This is a genomic window from Psychrobacter sp. NC44, from assembly GCF_904846655.1.
Taxonomy (GTDB): Bacteria; Pseudomonadota; Gammaproteobacteria; order Pseudomonadales; family Moraxellaceae; genus Psychrobacter.
In genome coordinates this window covers 116157-137888 of the sequence record NZ_CAJHBN010000006.1, presented here as the reverse complement: position 1 = coordinate 137888, position 21732 = coordinate 116157, and the positions used below count along the sequence as shown (strand labels likewise).

Annotated in this window: 20 protein-coding genes; 11 read left to right on the top strand and 9 right to left on the bottom strand. The window is 42.2% G+C overall.

The window, feature by feature from the left end:
• Positions 1 to 286: 286 nt before the first annotated feature.
• Entirely contained in the window at positions 287 to 1648 is a 1362-nt protein-coding gene (locus JMX95_RS06525) for a Na+/H+ antiporter family protein (RefSeq protein ID WP_060491667.1), read from the top strand.
• Positions 1649 to 1721: 73 nt separating this feature from the next.
• Here JMX95_RS06525 and JMX95_RS06520 read toward each other — a convergent pair whose 3' ends face one another.
• From JMX95_RS06520 to JMX95_RS06510, 3 genes are read right to left on the bottom strand one after another with little or no spacing between them, the layout of a single operon-like run.
• Complete coding sequence (locus JMX95_RS06520) at positions 1722 to 2183, bottom strand: hypothetical protein (RefSeq protein ID WP_201560364.1); 462 nt, start codon at positions 2181 to 2183, stop codon at positions 1722 to 1724.
• Positions 2164 to 2415: a hypothetical protein gene (locus tag JMX95_RS06515; protein WP_201560363.1), complete on the bottom strand. Its 252-nt coding sequence runs from the start codon at positions 2413 to 2415 to the stop codon at positions 2164 to 2166. The genes JMX95_RS06520 and JMX95_RS06515 overlap by 20 nt, the downstream gene beginning before the upstream one ends.
• A complete protein-coding gene (locus JMX95_RS06510) occupies positions 2415 to 3065 on the bottom strand; it encodes a 5-formyltetrahydrofolate cyclo-ligase (protein WP_201560362.1) in 651 nt (216 codons plus the stop codon). The genes JMX95_RS06515 and JMX95_RS06510 overlap by 1 nt, the downstream gene beginning before the upstream one ends.
• Positions 3066 to 3260: 195 nt before the next feature.
• Between JMX95_RS06510 and fumC the strand changes: the two genes are divergently transcribed.
• Complete coding sequence (gene fumC, locus JMX95_RS06505; protein WP_201560361.1) at positions 3261 to 4664, top strand: class II fumarate hydratase; 1404 nt, start codon at positions 3261 to 3263, stop codon at positions 4662 to 4664.
• A gap of 253 nt (positions 4665 to 4917) precedes the next feature.
• On the opposite strand, the gene JMX95_RS06500 is transcribed toward fumC, so the two are convergent.
• From JMX95_RS06500 to JMX95_RS06480, 5 genes are all read right to left on the bottom strand, one after another.
• Positions 4918 to 5463, bottom strand: coding sequence for a hypothetical protein (locus JMX95_RS06500; RefSeq protein ID WP_201560360.1), 546 nt, complete (start codon positions 5461 to 5463; stop codon positions 4918 to 4920).
• A gap of 203 nt (positions 5464 to 5666) precedes the next feature.
• On the bottom strand, positions 5667 to 6479 hold the full coding sequence (locus tag JMX95_RS06495; protein WP_087814425.1) for a MipA/OmpV family protein: 813 nt from the start codon (positions 6477 to 6479) through the stop codon (positions 5667 to 5669).
• A gap of 230 nt (positions 6480 to 6709) precedes the next feature.
• Positions 6710 to 7684, bottom strand: coding sequence for a rhomboid family intramembrane serine protease (locus JMX95_RS06490; protein ID WP_201560359.1), 975 nt, complete (start codon positions 7682 to 7684; stop codon positions 6710 to 6712).
• Positions 7685 to 7841: 157 nt separating this feature from the next.
• On the bottom strand, positions 7842 to 9029 hold the full coding sequence (locus JMX95_RS06485; RefSeq protein WP_201560358.1) for an L-lactate dehydrogenase: 1188 nt from the start codon (positions 9027 to 9029) through the stop codon (positions 7842 to 7844).
• A 36-nt stretch (positions 9030 to 9065) separates the two neighbouring features.
• Complete coding sequence (locus tag JMX95_RS06480) at positions 9066 to 9383, bottom strand: glutaredoxin family protein (protein ID WP_201560357.1); 318 nt, start codon at positions 9381 to 9383, stop codon at positions 9066 to 9068.
• A gap of 227 nt (positions 9384 to 9610) precedes the next feature.
• Between JMX95_RS06480 and mtgA the strand changes: the two genes are divergently transcribed.
• The 6 genes from mtgA to JMX95_RS06450 all read left to right on the top strand — a co-directional run bounded on the left by mtgA (position 9611) and on the right by JMX95_RS06450 (position 14382).
• Entirely contained in the window at positions 9611 to 10297 is a 687-nt protein-coding gene (mtgA, locus tag JMX95_RS06475; RefSeq protein ID WP_045453173.1) for a monofunctional biosynthetic peptidoglycan transglycosylase, read from the top strand.
• Between the two features lie 215 nt (positions 10298 to 10512).
• Entirely contained in the window at positions 10513 to 12720 is a 2208-nt protein-coding gene (gene ppk1, locus JMX95_RS06470) for a polyphosphate kinase 1 (RefSeq protein WP_201560392.1), read from the top strand.
• Positions 12721 to 13092: 372 nt separating this feature from the next.
• The gene (locus tag JMX95_RS06465; protein ID WP_201560356.1) at positions 13093 to 13263 is read left to right on the top strand and encodes a hypothetical protein; all 171 of its coding nucleotides are present in this window, start codon (positions 13093 to 13095) and stop codon (positions 13261 to 13263) included.
• 75 nt (positions 13264 to 13338) lie between these two features.
• Positions 13339 to 13590: a hypothetical protein gene (locus JMX95_RS06460; protein WP_201560355.1), complete on the top strand. Its 252-nt coding sequence runs from the start codon at positions 13339 to 13341 to the stop codon at positions 13588 to 13590.
• Between the two features lie 124 nt (positions 13591 to 13714).
• Positions 13715 to 14101, top strand: a complete 387-nt coding sequence (locus tag JMX95_RS06455; protein ID WP_201560354.1) for a hypothetical protein — start codon at positions 13715 to 13717, stop codon at positions 14099 to 14101.
• Positions 14102 to 14178: 77 nt separating this feature from the next.
• Complete coding sequence (locus JMX95_RS06450) at positions 14179 to 14382, top strand: hypothetical protein (protein ID WP_201540196.1); 204 nt, start codon at positions 14179 to 14181, stop codon at positions 14380 to 14382.
• 155 nt (positions 14383 to 14537) lie between these two features.
• On the opposite strand, the gene JMX95_RS06445 is transcribed toward JMX95_RS06450, so the two are convergent.
• Positions 14538 to 15335 (bottom strand): tRNA-(ms[2]io[6]A)-hydroxylase, encoded by a 798-nt coding sequence (locus tag JMX95_RS06445; RefSeq protein ID WP_227675992.1) that lies wholly within the window; start codon positions 15333 to 15335, stop codon positions 14538 to 14540.
• A gap of 551 nt (positions 15336 to 15886) precedes the next feature.
• On the opposite strand from JMX95_RS06445, the gene JMX95_RS06440 reads away from it, so the two are divergent.
• The 3 genes from JMX95_RS06440 to JMX95_RS06430 all read left to right on the top strand — a co-directional run bounded on the left by JMX95_RS06440 (position 15887) and on the right by JMX95_RS06430 (position 21730).
• Entirely contained in the window at positions 15887 to 18085 is a 2199-nt protein-coding gene (locus JMX95_RS06440) for a malate synthase G (protein ID WP_201560353.1), read from the top strand.
• A gap of 732 nt (positions 18086 to 18817) precedes the next feature.
• Positions 18818 to 19900 carry a porin gene (locus JMX95_RS06435; RefSeq protein WP_060491653.1) on the top strand — a complete coding sequence of 361 codons (1083 nt, stop codon included), beginning with the start codon at positions 18818 to 18820 and terminating at the stop codon, positions 19898 to 19900.
• A gap of 195 nt (positions 19901 to 20095) precedes the next feature.
• Complete coding sequence (locus tag JMX95_RS06430) at positions 20096 to 21730, top strand: CTP synthase (RefSeq protein ID WP_045444494.1); 1635 nt, start codon at positions 20096 to 20098, stop codon at positions 21728 to 21730.
• Positions 21731 to 21732 lie beyond the last annotated feature (2 nt).

Sequence of the window (21732 nt, the reverse complement as noted above, 5' to 3'; positions counted from 1 at the left end):
ATCTGCGCAAAATAGTTATATCTATCTAAAGACTACGAGTCATATTGTTATTCATAATTTTAAATATTAGCTGACATTCAATGTATACAGAGCATTGGTAAGAAGTGCGTAGCTAACACCTATTGGGTTCTGTGCGTAGGATTTGTGTGCAAAATAAGGTAAACTGACGCGCGTCTTAAACGGTGGTTTTAGCGTCAAGCAGTTTAGAGGCGAGGGTGATATCCATCGCCCATGAGATATTAATAGGTCTTAATCAGGCTATAGCAGACAGAATAAGAGGCAATATATGACCATCAATGCGGTACTGCTGGCAGTCGTCATCATGCTAGGGCTGTCTTTGGCGCGTGTACACGTGGTACTCAGCTTATTAATCGGTGCGCTGGCAGGCGGACTCATCGCTGGTTTGGGTATGACCGATACTTTGAATGCCTTTCAAGAAGGTATCCGAAATGGCGCACAAATTGCGCTGTCATATGCGCTGCTTGGGGCTTTTGCAGTGGCGATTGCGCATTCAGGATTGCCACAGTCACTGGCAGGGGCGGTGATCAAACGCATTGATGCGGGCGGCACCAGTGGCATGATTAAATACATGCTGTTTGCAGGTTTAATCACCATGAGCTGCTTCAGCCAAAACTTAATCCCTATTCATATTGCCTTTATTCCATTGCTAGTACCGCCATTATTGCTCGCCTTCAATCGCATGCACATTGATAGACGTTTAATTGCTTGTCTGCTGACTTTTGGTCTTGTGACTACTTACATGTTTATTCCGTATGGTTTTGGCGATATTTATCTCAATCAAATCATGCTGAAAAACGTCGGCGAAGCAGGCATTGATATCAGTAACATCTCAGTCACCAAAGCCATGGCAATTCCGGCTTTGGGTATGTTTGTAGGCTTACTCGTCGCCGTATTTATCAGCTACCGTAAACCGCGCCAGTATCAGCAGCTAGCAATCGATAAAGCTGCGCATGATGAAGTGTTAGAGGGTGACGCGTTAAGCAAAACCGCAGCTAGTGTGCAAACACAAAGCAAGATGAAAACGTTGGTGGCGCTAGCCGCAATTGTGACGGCATTTGTGGTGCAGATGTATACTGACTCACTTTTGCTTGGCTCAATGTTTGGCTTTGGCGTCTTTATGGCGACGGGCGTCGTTAAATGGAGTGAAGCCGATACAGTCTTTAATGACGGTATCAAATTGATGGCGATGATTGGCTTTATTATGATTACCGCACAAGGCTTTGCGGAAGTTATGAAAGCGACTGAGCAGATTCAGCCATTAGTTGATGGTGCCGCGTCATTATTCGCAGGTAATAAAGCGATAGCTGCATTTATTATGCTGTTAATTGGTTTAATTGTGACCATGGGTATTGGTTCGTCATTCTCGACCATTCCTATTTTGGCTGCGATTTATGTACCGCTATGTATCTCGTTAGGGTTTTCGCCATTGGCAACCGTGGCGATTATTGGTACGGCTGGCGCGTTGGGCGATGCAGGTTCTCCAGCATCAGATTCGACTCTTGGACCTACTTCTGGTCTAAACATCGACGGTCAGCATGACCATATCAAGGACAGTGTGGTGCCGACATTCTTGCATTACAACATTCCATTATTGATATTTGGTTGGATTGCGGCGATGGTGTTGTAGGCTATCAAAGTTAAGTAGAGATTGGTGTAGGCTGGGTTTTTAACCCAGCTTTAAAATATCAATTACCTTGTTATTAAACTGATTCTCTACGAAAAAATCGCCTTAAAACAAATAAATAGACCTGCCAAAAGCAAAGAAATAAAAATAGTAAAGAGGACAAAAACGTCCAAAAAATCATCCCACTTAATGACGGCGGTGCATGCATCGCCATCATACCGAAACCAAATAAAAATAAAATGCTAGTCCCGAGCATAGTGAAAAACTTCCAGCGACTATCCATATATACATCCATAGTCACCAGTAAGCTTAAATGAAACAGCATTGCCATTATTAATATAACGACTAATTCTATAGGATAGGGATGCGGAAGAGGAATATTCTGAACGTGAAGTAAATAGGGATCTGTGCTAAAACCTAAAGTGATAATAAGACCGACGAAAATGATCCACAAGATAGCAAAAACTACCCTTAGTGGTTTTGAGCGAAAGTAGCTCATTGTTGTCTTTGCAAATCCTCTATGGGTCTTTATTGTCATTTTCAAAATCTTTTATCCCATCATTCAAACCACGCAAAAACGCATCACTTTGTGCGAGCAACTCATTCAAGCGTTCTTCATTGACTAGCCGTGTCATCTCATCAGAGCTAAAAGGTTGCTCTTGACTGTAGTAACGCAACTCTCTAGCATCCTCGCTACCTAACGCTTGCAAATATTCATCCACATTATCAGCGCTGGATTCTTTTTTATCAGATTGTTTATCGTCTTTCATCAAAACCACCTTATGCCGCTTGGTGTAATTAAACCATCTAGTGGCACATCCCACGGTTGCCGCCGTAATTGTTCGACTACTTGGAAGTCATAACACCAGCCAATTTTTAACGGCTTTTTCGCCCCTGACCGATAGCCTTTGCCTAACGTCGTGTCATAAAAGCCGCCACCCATGCCCATACGATTGCCGTTGAGGTCTACTGCCACGAGCGGACAGATAATCACATCCAATTCTCGCGCCCAAAGTAATCGGCGATGATGGTTTTGCTTCATACCTAAGCTATGAATGCGCGTCGGTATATTCAGCAGTTTCGACTGATAAATAGGCACAAAGCGCAGACGTTTATCATCATTACCATTTCTAGTACGACCGAGCGAACCAACCACAGGCAGATAAGGTAAATAGCCTAAGCGTTGACACCAGTCTAATATTGGCTGAGTAGGTAGCTCACCAAAGCCATCGTAATATAGGCCGATGCGTGCGTTTTTTGGCAATCGCTGCTGTAATTTGACTAGCTGTAAACTGGCAGCTTGTCCTAAATTTCTGCGCGCGCTGTCAGTTAATTGACGGCGTTGGCGAGTGAAGTGTCGTCTGGGTGGGTTGCTAACGGCTGATTCCTCTGACGCTACGTTTTTTGTTTCAGGATGCATATCTATACTATCCGCTAGTTTGTGAGTTTGATGATGACAGCTGCTTTTAGACGTTAGCAATGGCTATTTGTGAATATTCAACACGGTCTAGTCATGCTATCATAACGCCACTTTACAGTGTATTTTCCTTTATGTGCAGCGTGTGTTGCACTTTTTTCGAAGCAGCTATACAACAAACCATCAAAGAGGGTAGTTATGTCGACACAGAATCAGGCAACTCGTACCGAAAAAGACACCATGGGCAACGTGGAAGTCCCAGCTGACGCTTATTGGGGTGCGCAAACTCAGCGTAGCCGTGAGAACTTTAAAATCGGTGGCGAGACGTTGCCACGTCCAATGATTGAAGCAATGGCACTGGTCAAAAAAGCCGCTGCAATCACCAATGCAAGCCTAGAGCGTATCGACGCTGACAAGCGCGATTTAATCGTGCAAGCCGCTGACGAAGTCATCAACGGTGGTTTAACCGATCAGTTCCCATTAGTCGTATGGCAGACTGGTTCTGGTACACAGTCAAACATGAACATGAACGAAGTGCTTGCTAATCGTGCTAATGAGATTGCTGGTTCTGAGCGTGGCAGCTACACGCCGATTCACCCAAATGACCATGTCAACCATGCACAGTCTACCAACGACAGCTTCCCAACGGCGATTCGTGTTGCCGCTGCTCGTGAAATCAATGGTTTATTGATTCCAGCGGTAAAAGCCCTACGCGATACGCTAGCTGCCAAAGCGAAAGAATTCGATAGCATCGTGAAAATCGGTCGTACCCATTTGCAAGACGCCACGCCTTTGACATTAGGTCAAGAGTTTAGCGGCTATGTGAGCCAACTTGACCATTCATTGACTCGTATTGATAATGCACTACAAGGTCTATATGAATTGCCATTAGGTGGTACTGCGGTTGGTACTGGTCTAAACGCCCATCCTGATTATGCGGTAAAATCAGCTGAGCAACTATCTACCTTGACAGGCTTGCCATTTGTGACGTCACCAAACAAATTTGAAGCACTAGCCGCTCGTGATGCCGAAGTATTTGCTTCTGGCGCATTGAAAACTCTAGCAGGTAGCTTAAATAAAATCGCTAACGACGTACGTTGGTTGGCATCAGGACCTCGTTGTGGTCTAGGCGAATTGACTATCCCTGAAAATGAGCCAGGCTCATCTATCATGCCAGGCAAAGTCAACCCAACCCAGTCAGAAGCGATGACCATGGTTGTGGCACAAGTCATGGGTAACGATGTAGCTATCAGCATGGCAGGCGCGTCAGGTAACTTTGAGCTAAACGTTTATAAGCCTGTTATCGCATTTAACTTATTGCAATCTATCAAACTACTTGGCGATGCGTGCAATAGCTTTAACGAAAATTGTGCTGTTGGTATCCAGCCAGTAAAAGACAAAATCGATGATTTCTTGCATAACTCATTAATGCTAGTGACTGCGCTTAACCGTCATGTTGGTTATGAGAATGCTGCGAAAATTGCCAAGACGGCTTATAAAGAAAACAAAACCTTGAAGCAAGTTGCGGTTGAGTTGGAATTGCTGACTGAAGCGCAGTTTGATGAGTGGGTTATTCCTGCTGATATGGTAAACCCTAAGTAAGCAGTAGACCAAATAATGATGTGCTACGGCGTCAGACTCGCTTAATGTACGAGCAGTACAATTTGCACTCGTCTTTCTGGTAGCAGTGTCATATTTGCTCCACTGAGAATTTATAAATAAAAAAGACCTTGTCACGTTACGCGGCAAGGTCTTTTTGCGTCAGAATTTTCAGCATTCAATGAAGTTGTTTAGGCTTACTTATCCGATGTCAAAACTTATATGTTTTTGATTTTGTAGCTATTGAAGAAAAGCACTATGGTACTGGAATTGAAATATTTATCTGCCAAATAAAACCAACCCAAATCAAAATAAAGATTAAAAAACAAGTTAAACTCAGTGGTTTACATAGCCCAGAAAACCATAATCTATCAGAATATATGACATTCTCGTATCTTTTTTTATTCTCTAATAGTAAGGAATAGCGTTGAATTTGCAGCTTGCAAATCAAGTCTTTTTCATGCTTTACATCTGTGTATAGATAAATAGCGCCCAGAACAATTCCAAGTGCATTTGCTGATATAGCAATCTTAAGTAAAATTAGTTGTTCTATTGATGGTAATGACATTTTAGATATTTGAGTGACGATCACTGAAAATACACCAGCTGCTATGGCGACAAGCCATTTCATCCATTCGTAGTCTTTTTCTTTTACTAGACTATTACGTTGAGCCATATCTCTTTCAAGCTTGTCAAGATGAGGCTTCAACTGCTGATAATGACTATAAAATTCAGGACTTGGATCATTTTTCATTATATGGTTGAATTGATCTTCTAAAGCCTTTAGTTCTTGCTGACTCACGATAACTCACTACCTTAGAGATAATATATATAATAGTATACATTTAAAGAGACTGAGTTATTATTTTTCTTATTACGCATATATTTTTAGAATTATATATTTTATCGTCTTGTTAGGCGCGTCCTGCATCTAAAGCTACTAAACAAGAAGACCTTGCCACATCACGCGGCAAAGTCTTTTTATTATCAAATATCTAAGCTCAATTAAAACTTATAAAGCAAACCAAGCGTCGAGGTTGACTCAGTACGCGAATCAACCATTGGGCTATCGTATTGTTCATTCGGCAAATAGCTTAAGCTTTGATTGGCAAACAATGCCCAACGTTCATTGAAATCATAGTTGGCACTAATGTTAACGTAAGGATTTAAGCTCGAATTGGACTTATAGGCGGCGACGCCTGTTTCCGCTGACTCTTTTTCACTGACGCCATAATAGTATTCATTATAGTCAGCATCGTTGTATTCGAAGCCAATGCTTGGATAGACCGTTAGCTTGTCTTTAGTAATTCTAGCGAGATAGGTCAAGCGAGCTGTGTTACCACCGCTACGGTCAAGCACATCAGTACCTATCTGAGCGCGAAAGCCGCCGATAGGGGTGCGGCGTTGATAGCTTAAACCAGCTTCTACTGATGACTTACGTTCATCAAGACCTTGTAATGCACCTCTAGCATCATCAGGATCGAAATCGTTGCCTGCAAGCTTGGCGTAGGCAGACAGCTGATTGACGCCATCATTGATTGCATAGACACCGGCTTGAGCGCCACGCACATAGAATCTATTGTTGTCATAAAACGCGCCTGGCAACACACGTACATCGAGGCTGTCTTCCATATCGTAGGCTGAGTTGACGGCTATGACGTTGACACCCACGCTTAATACAGCGTCTTGGTCAGTAGGTAAATTGTCCTTAAAAAGTGCAGCATTGGACATACTGGCGACACTAAATAACGCGGTAGCCGTTAATGCGCTAAGCATGACACGCGTAGAAATATGAGGTAGCGCTACAGGTTTAAACATAATAGAGTCTCGTGAATGGATGAAATAATTGGGGGCAATCGTGTATAGTCAAGGAATTTTAGAATCGCTACAAGGCGACCGACCGCAGATAGTACACTGAGTACATCTAGGGCGGGTAACACCGTAGCGGTTTAAAAGTGCTCTGACTTATAGTAAGAAGCGAGTAAGGAAAACCTAACCAGTAAGCTGTTATCATGAACTATTTAGCAATGATAAATAACTATGAAGGTTTACTCAATGGTTTTTAATACTTGTAGTATTTGATCATGAATATCTTGCCACCACCAAATAAAGCCAATGCTAATCAGTAGCATCATTAGCCATGGTAGTAATTGCCAAATAAGGATAGATTTGGTCGGTGTTTCTTGTTCACTAAGGGGGCTGCGATTAGCATGAGTATTTAAGTGTGAGTTTACAGCAGAGTCGGGGTGGAAACTGCTGTTATTGTCAAAATCAACATTATTAAAGTGCTCATTATTAGCAGAAGAATCAGTATCGCTGCTTGCTGGAAAATTGATATAAGTTGTTCGATAACGGTCTTCATAAGCAGCTGGATTAGGCATATTCCGTAACGCTATTGTCATACGCTGACGGTAGGCGATTGCGAATGCCAGTGCAATCACTAAGCCAGTCACCGCGCCGCCAATATGCCCCGCATTGTCGATACCCGGTACGGCAAAGCCATAAACAAGGTTAATGCCCATGATAAATATCAAGCTTTTAAGATTGAGCACCATGCCATTGACCGATATTTTAAACAGCGCGGCTATCAATAATGCCGCGCCGATACCCATGATACCACCTGACGCCCCAGCCGATAGACCCGGTTGACCAGTTCCTTCTACAATACTGTGCCACGTGACATAGTTATTCAGTAAGTTGCCCCCGATCGCCGCCAGTAAAAACAATGCCAGAAACTTGGCTGAGCCAAACATCGGCTCGGCAATCTGCCCAAAGAAATACATGGCAAATCCATTAAACAATAAATGCATCAAGCCAATGTGTAAAAAGGCACTGCTGACCAAGCGCCACGGCTCATCGCCCATGGTAAATGGCAATGCATTGGCACCCCATTTCAAGAGCGCCTCAGTCGATGGGTTATTGGCGTCGACGCCTGTTAGTACTTGCATGATGAATAACCCAATAAAGCTGGCTAGTAACAGCGTGGTGACAGGGGCTGTTTTTAATAATTGTTGAATGGTCATAAAGGTGAGATATCATTAGAATGTTATAAATAGAGTATAAAGGGTATGATCAAATAATGTCATACATCTGCATGACATTATGATTTAACGACTAGTACTCTTAAACGATTAGTGCCCTTAATAGTGGATCGTTTTAACAACCGTTTTAACGACATATTTAACGATTAGCAACTTTGAGGTTCTCATAAGTGCCTTTTACTAATATATCAGTGGTGACCTTATTAATATCAGTGTGACCACAGAACGCCATCGATAGATCGCATTCTTTATGGATGATTTCCAGTGCACGGCGCACGCCATCTTCGCCATAAGCGCCCAGACCGTAAAGAAAAGCGCGACCAATCATCGTGCCTTTTGCACCCAATGCGCGCGCTTTTAGCACATCCTGACCCGAGCGAATGCCGCTGTCTAACCACACCTCGATACCGCTATTTTCAGCCTGCACCGCTTGTACGATATCAGATAGGGCAGAAATGGAGGAGAGGGCGCCATCTAATTGACGACCACCGTGGTTTGAGACGACCAGTGCATCGGCACCGCTACGAGCAGCCATAATGGCATCTTCAGGTTCCATGATACCTTTAATAATTAATTTGCCGCCCCACATATCTTTGATGCGTGCCACGTCATCCCAGCTCAAGCGCGGATCAAATTGCTCTTCCGTCCAAGCGGTGAGAGAAGATAAGTCATCGACGCCTTTCGCATGACCGACGATATTGCCAAAGCTATGACGTTTGGTGCCCAGCATATTCATACACCACTGCGGCTTGGTCATCAAGTTGACGATATTGGCAAGTGTAGGTCTAGGCGGTGCAGACAAGCCATTTTTGATGTCCTTATGGCGCTGTCCCAGCACTTGTAAATCCGCGGTAAGAATCAACGCCGAACAATTGGCATCTTTAGCCCGCTGAATCAAATTGGCCACATAGTCATGATCGCGCATCACATATAGCTGAAACCAAAAGGGCTTGCTGGTATGGGTGGCAATATCTTCGATAGAGCAGATACTCATGGTCGATAGCGAAAACGGCACGCCGAATTTTTCTGCTGCCCGCGCGGCATGAATCTCACCATCCGCCCACATCATACCGGTAAAGCCAGTGGGCGCGATGGCGACGGGCATTTTTACCTCTTCACCAATCATCTGGGTTGCTAAACTGCGATTGTCCATATCTACCAATACTCGCTGGCGTAACTTGATACGGTCAAAGTCGGTTTCATTGCTACGATAAGTCGTCTCAGTCCATGAGCCTGAATCGACATAATCATAAAACATACGCGGTACTTTACGTTCGGCAACGCGGCGCAGGTCTTCAATTTCAGTAATTTTGCTCAAATTTTTCATTATGTTCTCACTACATCGTTTTTTATTGTTGGCTTGCTATGATTGTATGAAAAGTTGCTGTAAATCCATGACTGAAAATGGATAGTTTAATCGTGTTGATGGTGTCAAAATCACCGGAATAGTGGTGGCAAATTCCATCATCAATGGTTCATCGAAATGAGCGATATCGACCTGTTGATAGGCAATTGGCTGTACGGCTTGAAACTGAGTCAGCACTTGCTTCGCGATGTCGCACAAATGACAGCCAGACGTTCCAAGTAGCCACCATTTATCATTATTTTCAGCATGACCAAGATCGGGGTTTGCAGCAACCATACGTTCCCGTAAGGCTTTTATATTATTATCATCGTACATATTTATTCTCTTGTCTTAATACTTGTCACAAAGCTTCGGTTTTTAGGACTTCGTTTGCCAGTATAAATACTGCCTGATCTTTTTTACGTAGACTCTATGGCATGATAAAGAAGTGGGGTAAATAATGACAGCGATTGTGAGATTAGGTAAGATGACCTGCTGTTTTTAATTACTGGCTCTTCAGCTCATCTTATCTTATTACCTTTTCAATCACTTGGATATCGCGCATGGCAAGTTTTGGCAAATTTTTCAAACGATTATTGATGGCAATCATGCTATTGGTCGTCGCATTTCATGTATTAGTTGCTGGGCTACTATTAATTTGGAAAACGCAGCCGATTAATAACAGCATGTTTATGCTGACTCATCGTTTGACGGGTGGTACTGTCACCCAGACTTGGGCGGAATACGATGCCATCGCAAAATCTGCCAAACAAGCTGCGATAGTGAGTGAGGATTCGACATTTAGTCAGCACAATGGTTTTGATTTTAAAGGCATTGAGGCGGCACGTAAGAAAAATGAAGAGACGGGTAAGATGTCCGCTGGTGGCTCGACGATTACCCAGCAGTTAGCAAAAAACTTATTTTTGACCTCGCATCGCTCGTATGTTCGTAAGATTGAGGAAGCGATTATCACTGTCATGATTGAAACATTATGGGATAAGCAGCGTATCTTGACCGCTTATCTCAATGTGGCAGAGTTTGGCAATGGTATTTATGGTATCGAAGCAGCAGCTCAGCATTACTTTGATAAATCTGCTGCCAAGCTGAACCGTGATGAATCAGCCTTACTTATCGCTATGTTGACCAATCCAAAATACTACGAAGACAATCAGGGTGATAGACGTTTACGCAATAAACAACGTATTATCAAAAAGCGCATGAGCAATGCGGTGTTACCACAATCGGCTTAATGGATTGTACCTATGACCATTTAATAAATAGTGCTGTGTTTTTGAATGATAGTTTCAAGTGATGGTTTTAAGCGATAGTTTTGAATGGCAGTTTCGAGTAGTAATGAATGAAGAAAGAAAGAACCCTGATAAATTTCTTAGTGGAAAAGCGATTATAAAAGACAATTGGTATTAAAGATGATGGCGTATCGATAACGCAAAGGAGTAGTGACGTGATGGATGTGAATAATAAGCAGGACACTGATAGCAATAATACAGTGATAGCAGTTGATAATAAAAGCCATACAGAGAGTCACAATGAGCATTTAACTGAGGTTGCATGGCAGCGTTCAGAAGACGGCAGCTATTCACCCAGCAGTTATATCAATCGCGACTTGTCTTTATTACAGTTTCATTTACGTGTCTTAGCGCAGGCAGCAAGTCCTCGTCATCCGCTACTTGAGCGCTTGTTTTTCTTGATTATTTTCTCATCGAATATTGATGAGTTTTTTGAGATTCGTGTCGCAGGCATTATGCAAAAGCTCAATATGGGCGATGTCTCGACCAGTGTTCATGGCATGCGTCCCAGTGAAGTGCTGAATGAGATATCTACCGTAATGCACGACGCCATCGCTGAGCAATATCGTATTCTCAATGAAGATATCTTACCAGCATTGGCGCTTGAGGATATTCGTTATCTAAAACGCGATGAGCTAAATGCTGAGCAATCGGCATGGATGAAGCGCTACTTCACTGAGCAAGTATCGCCAGTGTTGACACCGATTAGTATCGATCCAGCGCATCCGTTTCCGCGTTTGGTCAATAAGAGCTTAAACTTCATCGCTACTTTAGAAGGTAAAGATGCCTTTGGTCGTGATATCAATCTAGCGATTGTGCCCGCACCGCGCAGTTTGCCGCGCGTGATTCGCCTGCCTGATGAGCTGACAGGTGGCAAAGAACATCACGTCATGCTCTCAGCTATTATTCATGAGCATATCGGTGAGCTGTTCCCTGGGATGAGTGTGACGGGCTGCCATCAGTTTAGACTGACGCGCAATGCCGATTTAGATTTGGCTGATGATGTTGAAGATATTGCTAAGGCTCTGGAGGGCGAGCTAGAAAACCGCCGCTTCGGTGATAAAGTGCGGCTAGAAGTCACAACCGATTGTCCAACGCCTATCAGTGATTATTTGCTCAATGAGTTTGAGCTGCATGACAATCAGCTGTACCGCGTCAATGGTCCTGTCAACTTAACGCGCTTATTGTTTGATTTCAATATTCCAGCGCTGCGCTATCAGCCCTTTACCCATGTGGTGCCAAAAGAGTTCCGCCGTGAGATGGATAAGCTGGACAAAGCAACCAGTATGTTTGCCGCCATGCGTAAAAGCGATGTGCTGGTGCATCATCCTTTTCATGCATTTTCACCGATTATCAATCTGCTTTGGCAAGCGGCGAGCGATCCAAAAGTGTTAGCGATTAAGCAGACACTGTACCGCTCAGGCACCAATTCAGAAATCGTTAAAGCATTGGCTGCTGCTGCTCGTAATGGCAAAGAAGTCACTGCCGTCATCGAGCTGCGTGCGCGTTTCGATGAAGCCTCTAATATCGCTGTCGCCAATTATTTGCAAGAAGCGGGTGCGGTCGTTGTTTACGGGATTGTCGGCTATAAAACCCACGCCAAGCTGATGCTCATTGTGCGCCGTGAGGATGATCGAATCCGCCGCTATGTGCACTTAGGGACGGGCAACTATCATGCCGCCAATGCCAAAGTTTATACCGATTATGGTTTATTTAGCGCAGATCCTGATATCTCAGAAGATGTACATAATATATTTCAAGAGTTGACGGGAATGGGTAAGCCTGCCAATCTCAAAAAGCTGCTGCATGCGCCTTTTACCTTGCATGATAAGTTGATAAGTTTTATCGATGATGAAATTGCTCATGCAAAAGCCGGCAAGCGCGCTCATATTATCGTTAAGGTTAATGCTTTAACCGAACGTCGATTGATTAGCAAGTTATACGATGCCTCGCAAGCAGGCGTCAAAATCGAGCTCATTTTACGCTCTATGTGTTGTTTGCGTCCGCAAGTAAAAGGTCTATCGGAAAACATTACCGTACGCTCTGTTATCGGGCGTTTTTTAGAACATACGCGTGTTTATTATTTCTATAATAATGGCGACGAGCGCTTATATTGTGGTAGTGCAGACTGGATGGATCGTAATTTATTCCATCGCGTCGAAGTGGCATTTCCAATCGAAGACAAAAAACTGTTTAAACAAGTATATCAAGACGGTTTACTTAACTATCTGAAAGACAATACCCAAGCGTGGATACTTAGCGGTGATGGTGCTTGGCAGCAGCTGCAACCAGCCGCAGATGAAACGCCGCATACTGCTCAAGGGTATTTATTAAAAGTGATTAATGGCGTTGACGCATCAAGCTAGCTTAATATTTCAACGACATCTTCAAAGCGATAAAGACGTCTTTACGATCAATAAATACCAAGCAAAAAACCAAGTATAGAGTACTTCCTATGCTTGGTTTTTTTTGGATAAACGATTTGTCTAAGTTACAAACTGTCTTGTAACCTCACATTTATTCACATATTGATACGGCAGCACACTGGTGCAGTCCGTTATCTCATCCTTATAATCAAGGTCAGCCCTTACGCTATTATTAAACGGATTTGATGGTTTAGTAAACCATTAGCACTCTAGTAATTCATGCAAAATTGCTCGTATTACTATCATTGATCGTATTACGAAAAAGAGCAGGGACTGCCTAAATCAACGAATTATAAAAATAGGAAACATCTTATGAGCAATACCGATAATGACACATCAGATATTAAAAAGGCTTCTGAGCAAGCAGACAGTCAGCAAATTGCGCGAAATCTTGAAGACAATAAAGAGGTCGATGCGCCTGAAGCATTAAGTAAAGATGAGCAAACCTCTTTTATTGAAGATGATTTGCGTACGGATAAATGATAAATAAGGTGTGACATAAATATTTGGATTAACTTATTTTATCTATTAATGACATATTGATGCGAGGGAACTGCAATGCCAAATAATACTCATCCAAATCACGAAGAAGCGGTACCAGTTCGTGATCCAGCCGCTTTACACCCAGACAATGCACAAGACAGTTATGAAGGTCGTAAGCACGAACCTAATATCGATGGTCCACAACAAGAGTCGCAAGAAACCGACGAGATATATGTTGACCCTCGTAAAGAAGAGAATTTACCCGCTGGTGGCAAGAACGTCGCAGATTTGAATGCCTATAATTTAAGCCAAGAAGGCAATGAATAGTACGGCTTACAGGCTAGGTTGAGTTGGGTATTAAAGTAGGCTCACCATTTGCTAAACCGCCATCAAAACTCTAAGCACATTAAGCAATTGCCAAAACACGAATAACAATAATAAGGATATAGCCATGCAAACCAACGATCCAGCACTCACTAAGACACGCATCAGTGAAAATGATGACTTAATCGATAGTCATGATTCTGCTAATAGATTCTCTAGTAGTCCTACTTCTAATGAGCATAGTGATAGTGGTATTGAAAAGAACATCACTGAAAATAAAGGAACGGATACTTTTAAAGAAGGCGTCGTCAACTCAGAGCATGTCAATGATAATGACAACCCTGCACGTCAGCCTGATCGCCGAGACCAAGAAGGTAACGCCTTTGATGATGGCGTGAATGAGCATACGATGGTTAGCGAGACATCCAAAAGCGAAGGTATTAACAACATGAATCGTTATGCAAATATCGATAATGCCCAAACGCGAGTGTTAAATCCTGATGAAAAAGATTAATAGCTTTTTATAAAAAATTGATTAAATACAGATTTTTTATCTTTATAGAATGACTATGATGATAATAAGGAGTAATGATGAATACGCCAGATGACAAGGCTGTCAACCAAGAAGACCATCAGTTAAGAGATGCGAACGATAACCATGGCATCGTACCTGATGATGCGCTACAAAAAGTCAATCCAGCAGCGGCAGAAAGAGCAACCGATGATCACGATCCTCATCATGTTGCGAAGGATAGCAAACAGTACGACAGCTCATTGATGAAAGATGATAAATAACCATTCATTTTTCTATAAAAAAGTTCAAATAAAAGGCTAATAAGTGAAGTAGCAGACCAGAGCATGAAGCTTGGTTAATTACTTCACTTTTTTGCTGTATAACTTTCACTGTATAAGAGGGTATTTAATCTAAAGTGATACCTAATCTTATGTATTTAAGCAGGCGTACCGCTATGAAAGCGTAGCTCATGATCTGGGCTAGAAATCAGCTCTGCTTCTACTTCTTTAAAAAATGCGACACGTTCATCAATACTGTCCTCAGACAGTGATTGAGCCAAGGCTAAATAATCCTCAAAGTGACGACTCTCTGACTTAAGTAAGTAGCGGTAATACTTTGCCAAACGTTCGTCGTCGATGACCTCAGCAAGGGCGGCAAAACGTTCACAAGAGCGTGCTTCGATAAATGCGCCAATTATCAATACATCAACCATCGCTGCTGGCTCATAAGTACGTTTGTGTTTTAACATGCCTTTGGCATAACGTCCGGCACTCAGATATTTCCACGCCTGACCACGGTCATTCATAATACCTAAGACCTGCTCATAATGCAGCATTTCTTCACGTATCAATTGCGCCAATTTACGCTGCAAATCATAAGAAAACTCATAGCGGAATATGAGATTCATGGCAGTGCCAGCGGCCTTTTTTTCGCAATTGGCATGATCTTGAATGATCAATGGCAAGTTTTCAATCGCAGCATTTACCCAGGCTTGCGTGGTTCGAGCACCCAAGAAGTTATAAACAGGAGATAAGTCTACCTTTATAGGAGTGCGCAGATGCGTAATATCGATGCTATCTTCTTCAGGCAGCTCTTTTTCGATTAGATCTGTTTCGGCACTATTATTTACAGTTTGAGAAACATTTTCTTCGACAGATTTTTTCTCGATACTATCGTTATCTATAGTATTTGCTGTTGATTGTAATGTCGTGAGGTCTTGTTGATTGATAGTCATAGTCTAAGAAAGCTTTATTTATGAATGGTAATACGAGTAATTATATCGTTAGTCTGACTTAGATACGATGCTAAATAACTGACATTCATCAATAGCTGTTTATTAATAGATAACGGTTAAGCATAATTAAAGGTGTCAATGATTACTTACTGTTTATATTAACGTTGCTGCATCTATTTCCCAGATGATGATTATAGCTCCTAGAGTAGACCACTTATACATTATCATTATTAAACAGCTTAAGTATTTACTTAGTGAATGGTGTTTCCTTGTTAATTTTATTATTTGATAGTAGGATGAGATTTTGCTCTTTAAGCATTTCGTCTTATTTTTATGATTCGCTCTTAGTAAAGAATAAACCTGATATCAATAGATTGCCTTTCATTAGAACATAAAAATTGTAGATATATCTTCGTAGAAAAATTAGAGAATTAAAGATTCCACAACGAATGAAATATGAACGTTTAAAACCTCACAAGATTAAAAACTCTTAAACAGTTACTGTCACAATTCAGTATTAGTACCTCTCACGAACAGATAAGGATAACAATATGAGCCAGTCTTCTAACACCAATCGTATTCAAAAAGGCAGTCTTGCCATCGATCAGCAGTTATATGACTTTATTGAAAACGAAGTACTACCGAAAGTCGGTGTGAATTCAGACGATTATTGGTCAGGTTTCGAAAAGGTTATTAAAGAATTTACCCCGCGCAATAAAGCGTTGCTTGCGACTCGTGACAAGATTCAAGCGCAAATTGACCAGTGGCACCTAGATAACCCTGCAAAAGATGGCGAAATCGACTATCCAGCTTATAAGACATTCCTACAAGAAATTGGTTATTTGCTACCTGAAGGCGAAGCATTTACGGTTGATACCAAAAACGTCGATGATGAAATTGCGCACATTGCAGGGCCGCAGCTAGTCGTACCAGTTCGTAATGCTCGTTATGCGCTTAATGCGACCAACGCACGTTGGGGTAGCTTATACGATGCTTTGTATGGCACCGATGTTATCAGTAGTGAAAATGGTCAAGAAGCGGGTGGTAGCTATAATCCTACTCGCGGTGCTGCTGTTGTGGCTTACGCTAAAGCATTTTTAGATGAGCATTTCACACTAGCATCAGGCTCTTACAATGATGTGACTGGTTTTAAAGTAATCGATGGCAAGCTCGAGGTCGTACAAGGTGATAGCAGTACTGAGCTAAAAGATACGGCTAAGTTTGTCGGCTTTGTCGGTGACGCTGAAACTCCTACAGGTATACTGTTAAAGAACAACGGCTTGCATGCTGAGATTCAAATCGATAGTAATCATCCAGTGGGTAAAGACGATCCAGCAAACATCAAGGACGTACTGCTTGAATCGGCCATGACAGCCATTCAGGATTGTGAAGACTCAGTCGCTGCGGTAGATGCAGAAGAAAAAGTCGAAGTCTATCGTAACTGGCTTGGCTTGATGAATAGCGACCTACAGGAAACCTTTGAAAAGGGTGGCAAAACGCGTACGCGTAAGCAAAACCCAGATCGTGAATATAACACGCCAGATGGTGGCAAGCTGATCTTACCAGGTCGTTCGCTATTGTTGATTCGTAACGTCGGTCACTTAATGCAGAACCCTGCCATCTTAGTCGATCTAGGCGAGGGCCAAGAGCAAATATTTGAAGGCTTAATGGATGGCCTAATCACGCCCCTATTATCACTTAATGATATTAAAGGCAAAAACGAGCTATCAAACTCGCGTCAAGGCTCAATGTATATCGTGAAGCCAAAAATGCATGGCCCTGAAGAAGTTAAAATGGCCAATGACTTATTTAATGCATCAGAGGATCTGTTAGGTCTAGAACGCAATACGCTCAAAATCGGCATCATGGACGAAGAGCGCCGTATGACGGTGAACTTAAAAGAAGCAATCCGCCAAGCCAAAGAGCGCGTTATCTTTATTAACACAGGTTTCTTAGACCGTACTGGTGACGAGATGCATACCAGCATGAATGCAGGTCCATTTGTACCAAAAGGCGAGATGAAGTCGCAAGCATGGCAGCCTGCTTACGAGCAGTGGAACGTCGATATCGGTCTAGAGACAGGCCTACAAGGTCGTGCGCAAATTGGTAAAGGTATGTGGGCTAAGCCTGATGAAATGAAAGAGATGATGGATACTAAAGCCGCTCATCCTAAGTCTGGTGCCAGCACTGCATGGGTACCATCACCAACGGGCGCTACCTTGCATAGCATACACTATCATCAAGTAAGCGTAGCTGATGTACAAGACACGCTAAAATCACGCGAGCGTGCTAGCTTGGATGACATTTTGACCATTCCATTAGCAAAAAATACCGATTGGACTGATGAAGAAAAGCAGCAAGAGCTTGAAAACAATGCTCAAGGTATCTTGGGTTATGTCGTACGCTGGGTAAATCAAGGCGTTGGTTGTTCTAAAGTACCGGATATCAATGATGTGGGTCTAATGGAAGACCGTGCGACTTTACGTATCTCAAGTCAACATATTGCCAACTGGTTGCATCACGATGTCGTGAGCGAGCAGCAAGTGATGGATACGATGAAGCGTATGGCAAAAGTCGTTGATGAGCAAAATGCAGGCGATAGCGACTATCAGACGATGGCAGATAGCTTTGACCACTCTTATGCATTCAAAGCGGCCTGTGACTTAGTGTTTAAAGGTCGAGAGCAGCCGAGTGGCTATACTGAGCCATTATTACATCAGGCACGCCTTGATCTAAAAGCAGGCTGCTAATATTGCGCAGGTTAATATTAGAATATGGCATACTTGATATTACATTATGAGACTTATATGACTGATTAGGCTTCTTCTTGGTTTTTATACTTAATAAGAAGTCTGTAATAGCCATTGACTAAGGTTATAGTCTGGAAACAAGAGCAGTGAAAACGCCTTTTTTACTGTTCTTGTAGCAATTTTCCGATCTCAATTGTGACTGTCAGTATGTCATAAATCACATTTATTATTTTTTATTAGCTGTACTTGTTAATGAACAAGTACGGCTTTATTTTTGTTAATTAAAGGATATTGATTACGCTAGTTTCAAGTTCTTGGTAATTATATTAATCAATAGTATCTTTATCTATTTGAGCGGATAGGGATTTTTTTACAATGACCTACATTCTATAGTAGATATGGCATTCAACAAATACTGGGTTTAAAAATCTAAAAAAAATGTTGCAAATTATGTCAAAGTTGTTATGCTTGTATTCGAAGTATGAGTTTGGTAACGGATGTTACGCAACGGAGCGATAAAGACCTAATTTTACATGGCAGTTACTTTTTAATCCCAGTTATGTAAGTCATGGTTTTTTTCATCTTACTGTAATAGAACTTCGCCACACTTGTTTCTGACTAATCTCGGTAGCCAGTTACACATTATATCTTTGAGGATTTGTGACGATACCATTATGAGCACCAGCTAATAATAGCTAGCTTATTACTAAAATTGTAAAGTGGAGATACCCCATGAAAAAACTACTTTTAGCTACAGCAGTTGCTGCCCTATCTGTATCTGCAGCCAATGCAGCACCAACTGTTTATGGTAAAGCATTCTTAGCTGCCGACTACGTTAATGCTGAATATAATTCAGTTGGTAATGTAAATGACTTTGATGAAGATACAATAGAAATCAACTCTCATTCTTCACGTTTAGGTTTCAAAGGCTCTGAAGCCATGACTGCTAATACCGATGTTATTTATCAATTAGAGTATGGCACAAGCATCGATGGTGATAATGATACTTTCTCTAACCGTGATACATACCTAGGTATTAATAACAAGCAATTCGGTGAGTTCCGTGTTGGTAAAAACCAATCTAGCCTAGACAAAATTAACAACGTTGTTGTTAACGAAGGCTATTGGGATAACATGGGTACGAATGAAATGGAAGACGACGTTGTTGAAGCGTTGAATATGGCTGATAGTGGTCGTATTAATAGCTCAGTGATCTGGGCTGCACCAAAATACAATAACCTACCATTAGAATTGTATGCTATGTATAGCTCTGATGATGATAATTTCAACAATGATGCGGGCTTCGGTGTTGCAATGATGTTTGACCAAGGTACAGGCTTCACTGCTGGTGTGGCTTATGATAAAGACCAAAACATCAATGGTGATATCATCCGTGGTACGGCCACTGTAGACTTAGGAAAATACATCGCAGCCCCTATAACACTCGGTGCTTTGTATCAGGTTGCAGATTATGACTTTACTGGTTCTGAAAAAGAAAAAGGTCTAGTTGTGAGTGCTCAAATGGCGCTAGCTAACTTTGCACGTCCAGCTTCTATTTACACTCAGTACAACAAGACTGACAATCTAGCTGGTATTGATAACGCTGAATCAGATCAGATCGTTGTTGGCGGTAAGTACTTCTTTAAAGACAATATCATCATGCATGCCTATGCTGGTATGAACAATGCTGATAACGTTAATACTATGTATAACACTGGTGTTAAAGATCCTATTACTAATAAAGACATACTTGCCAAGGTAAAAGGCGATGCTGAAGTATTCGTAGTTGGTACTGGTCTAGAATACAAATTCTAATCTAAGCATTAGAATCTGATTATAAAAACTCATCCTTCGGGGTGAGTTTTTTTTGTTATATCCTTTTTAAAGCTGCAGTGGGTTATAATAGCTAAGTACTAAAACTTGAATGTTTCAAAGAGTTTATGCTTTTGCCCTATATTTTTTGACGTATTTTTAGTAAAATCCTTCTTTACCAATTACCGACAGAGTACTATGACCAAGTTTATATTTGTGACCGGTGGGGTAGTGTCCTCACTAGGAAAAGGTATCACCGCAGCCTCTCTTGCAGCGGTCTTAGAAGCCCGTGGCGTGACCGTCACGATGACCAAGATGGATCCGTATATCAACGTCGATCCAGGTACGATGAGCCCATTCCAGCATGGCGAAGTATTCGTCACCGAAGATGGTGCAGAGACTGATTTAGATTTGGGTTACTATGAGCGCTTCTTACGCCATTCAAAAATGAGTAAGAGCAATAACTTTACTAGTGGTCGTATCTATCAAAACGTTCTAAATAAAGAGCGCCGTGGTGAATATCTTGGTGGTACAGTACAAGTTATTCCACATATCACTGATGAAATTAAGAGTAAAATCTTAGCCAGTGGTGAAGGCTATGATATCGCTATTATTGAGATTGGCGGTACCGTTGGTGACATCGAATCGTTACCATTTATGGAAGCCGTCCGCCAAATGCAAGTAGAGCTTGGTCGCAATAGAGCCATGCTGATGCATTTGACGCTAGTTCCTTACATTGCTAGTGCAGGCGAAACCAAAACCAAACCAACGCAGCATTCAGTAAAAGAGCTGCGTTCTATCGGTTTGCAGCCTGACATATTGATTTGCCGCTCTGATCACCACATCTCGCAAGACAACCGTCGCAAAATAGCGCTGTTCACCAATGTGGAAGAGCGTGCGGTTATTATGTGTGAAGATGCGCAAAGTATTTATCAGATTCCACGCACGCTTCATGAGCAGGATCTTGATGATTTGATCTGTGAGCGTTTTGGCTTAGATGTACCAGAAGCAGATTTGAGTGATTGGGACAAAGTGGTTGAAGCACAGCTTAATCCTGAAATGAGCCTTACGGTAGCGATGGTTGGTAAATACGTCGAGTTACCTGATGCTTATAAGTCGATCAACGAAGCACTGCTGCATGCTGGTATCACTCATAAAGCCGATGTCAAAATTGACTATGTTGATGCTGAGCGTCTAGAAGACGATGACAGCTTATTGGCGCAGCTACACAATGCTGATGCCATCCTAGTACCGGGTGGTTTTGGTGAGCGTGGTACCAATGGTAAGATAAAAGCCATCACTTATGCTCGCGAAAATAATGTGCCATATTTAGGTATTTGCCTTGGTATGCAGCTAGCAGTGATTGAGTACGCGCGTAATGTACTCAAAATCGATGCCAACTCTTCTGAGTTTGATCGCAAAACGGCAGAGCCTATCATTGGTCTCATCACTGAGTGGTTAGATGAGCGCGGCGAATTACAGATTCGTAGTGATGACTCGGACCTTGGCGGCACCATGCGTCTAGGCGCGCAGCAAGCCGAATTGGTTGCTGGTAGCAAGCTTAGCCAAATCTATGGCGCCAAAAATATCACTGAACGTCATCGCCATCGTTATGAGATGAACAATCGCTATATCGAGCCATTAGAGCAAGCAGGCATGACCATATCTGGTTATTCTGCCAAACAGCACTTAGTAGAATCGGTCGAAATTGCTGATCATCCTTGGTTTGTCGCCGTACAGTTCCATCCTGAATTTACTAGCTCGCCACGCGGTGGTCATCCACTGTTCAACAGCTTTGTAAAAGCAGCTAAGAACTATAACGAAAGCAAATAATC

Bases quoted from the DNA above. Each gene is read 5' to 3' on its own strand.
- JMX95_RS06525 (WP_060491667.1), top strand. From the start codon at position 287: ATGACCATCAATGCGGTACTGCTGGCAGTCGTCATCATGCTAGGGCTG.
- JMX95_RS06520 (WP_201560364.1), bottom strand. From the start codon at position 2,183: ATGACAATAAAGACCCATAGAGGATTTGCAAAGACAACAATGAGCTAC.
- JMX95_RS06515 (WP_201560363.1), bottom strand. From the start codon at position 2,415: ATGAAAGACGATAAACAATCTGATAAAAAAGAATCCAGCGCTGATAAT.
- JMX95_RS06510 (WP_201560362.1), bottom strand. From the start codon at position 3,065: ATGCATCCTGAAACAAAAAACGTAGCGTCAGAGGAATCAGCCGTTAGC.
- fumC (WP_201560361.1), top strand. From the start codon at position 3,261: ATGTCGACACAGAATCAGGCAACTCGTACCGAAAAAGACACCATGGGC.
- JMX95_RS06495 (WP_087814425.1), bottom strand. From the start codon at position 6,479: ATGTTTAAACCTGTAGCGCTACCTCATATTTCTACGCGTGTCATGCTT.
- JMX95_RS06490 (WP_201560359.1), bottom strand. From the start codon at position 7,684: ATGACCATTCAACAATTATTAAAAACAGCCCCTGTCACCACGCTGTTA.
- JMX95_RS06485 (WP_201560358.1), bottom strand. From the start codon at position 9,029: ATGAAAAATTTGAGCAAAATTACTGAAATTGAAGACCTGCGCCGCGTT.
- JMX95_RS06480 (WP_201560357.1), bottom strand. From the start codon at position 9,383: ATGTACGATGATAATAATATAAAAGCCTTACGGGAACGTATGGTTGCT.
- mtgA (WP_045453173.1), top strand. From the start codon at position 9,611: ATGGCAAGTTTTGGCAAATTTTTCAAACGATTATTGATGGCAATCATG.
- ppk1 (WP_201560392.1), top strand. From the start codon at position 10,513: ATGGATGTGAATAATAAGCAGGACACTGATAGCAATAATACAGTGATA.
- JMX95_RS06465 (WP_201560356.1), top strand. From the start codon at position 13,093: ATGAGCAATACCGATAATGACACATCAGATATTAAAAAGGCTTCTGAG.
- JMX95_RS06460 (WP_201560355.1), top strand. From the start codon at position 13,339: ATGCCAAATAATACTCATCCAAATCACGAAGAAGCGGTACCAGTTCGT.
- JMX95_RS06455 (WP_201560354.1), top strand. From the start codon at position 13,715: ATGCAAACCAACGATCCAGCACTCACTAAGACACGCATCAGTGAAAAT.
- JMX95_RS06450 (WP_201540196.1), top strand. From the start codon at position 14,179: ATGAATACGCCAGATGACAAGGCTGTCAACCAAGAAGACCATCAGTTA.
- JMX95_RS06445 (WP_227675992.1), bottom strand. From the start codon at position 15,335: ATGACTATCAATCAACAAGACCTCACGACATTACAATCAACAGCAAAT.
- JMX95_RS06440 (WP_201560353.1), top strand. From the start codon at position 15,887: ATGAGCCAGTCTTCTAACACCAATCGTATTCAAAAAGGCAGTCTTGCC.
- JMX95_RS06435 (WP_060491653.1), top strand. From the start codon at position 18,818: ATGAAAAAACTACTTTTAGCTACAGCAGTTGCTGCCCTATCTGTATCT.
- JMX95_RS06430 (WP_045444494.1), top strand. From the start codon at position 20,096: ATGACCAAGTTTATATTTGTGACCGGTGGGGTAGTGTCCTCACTAGGA.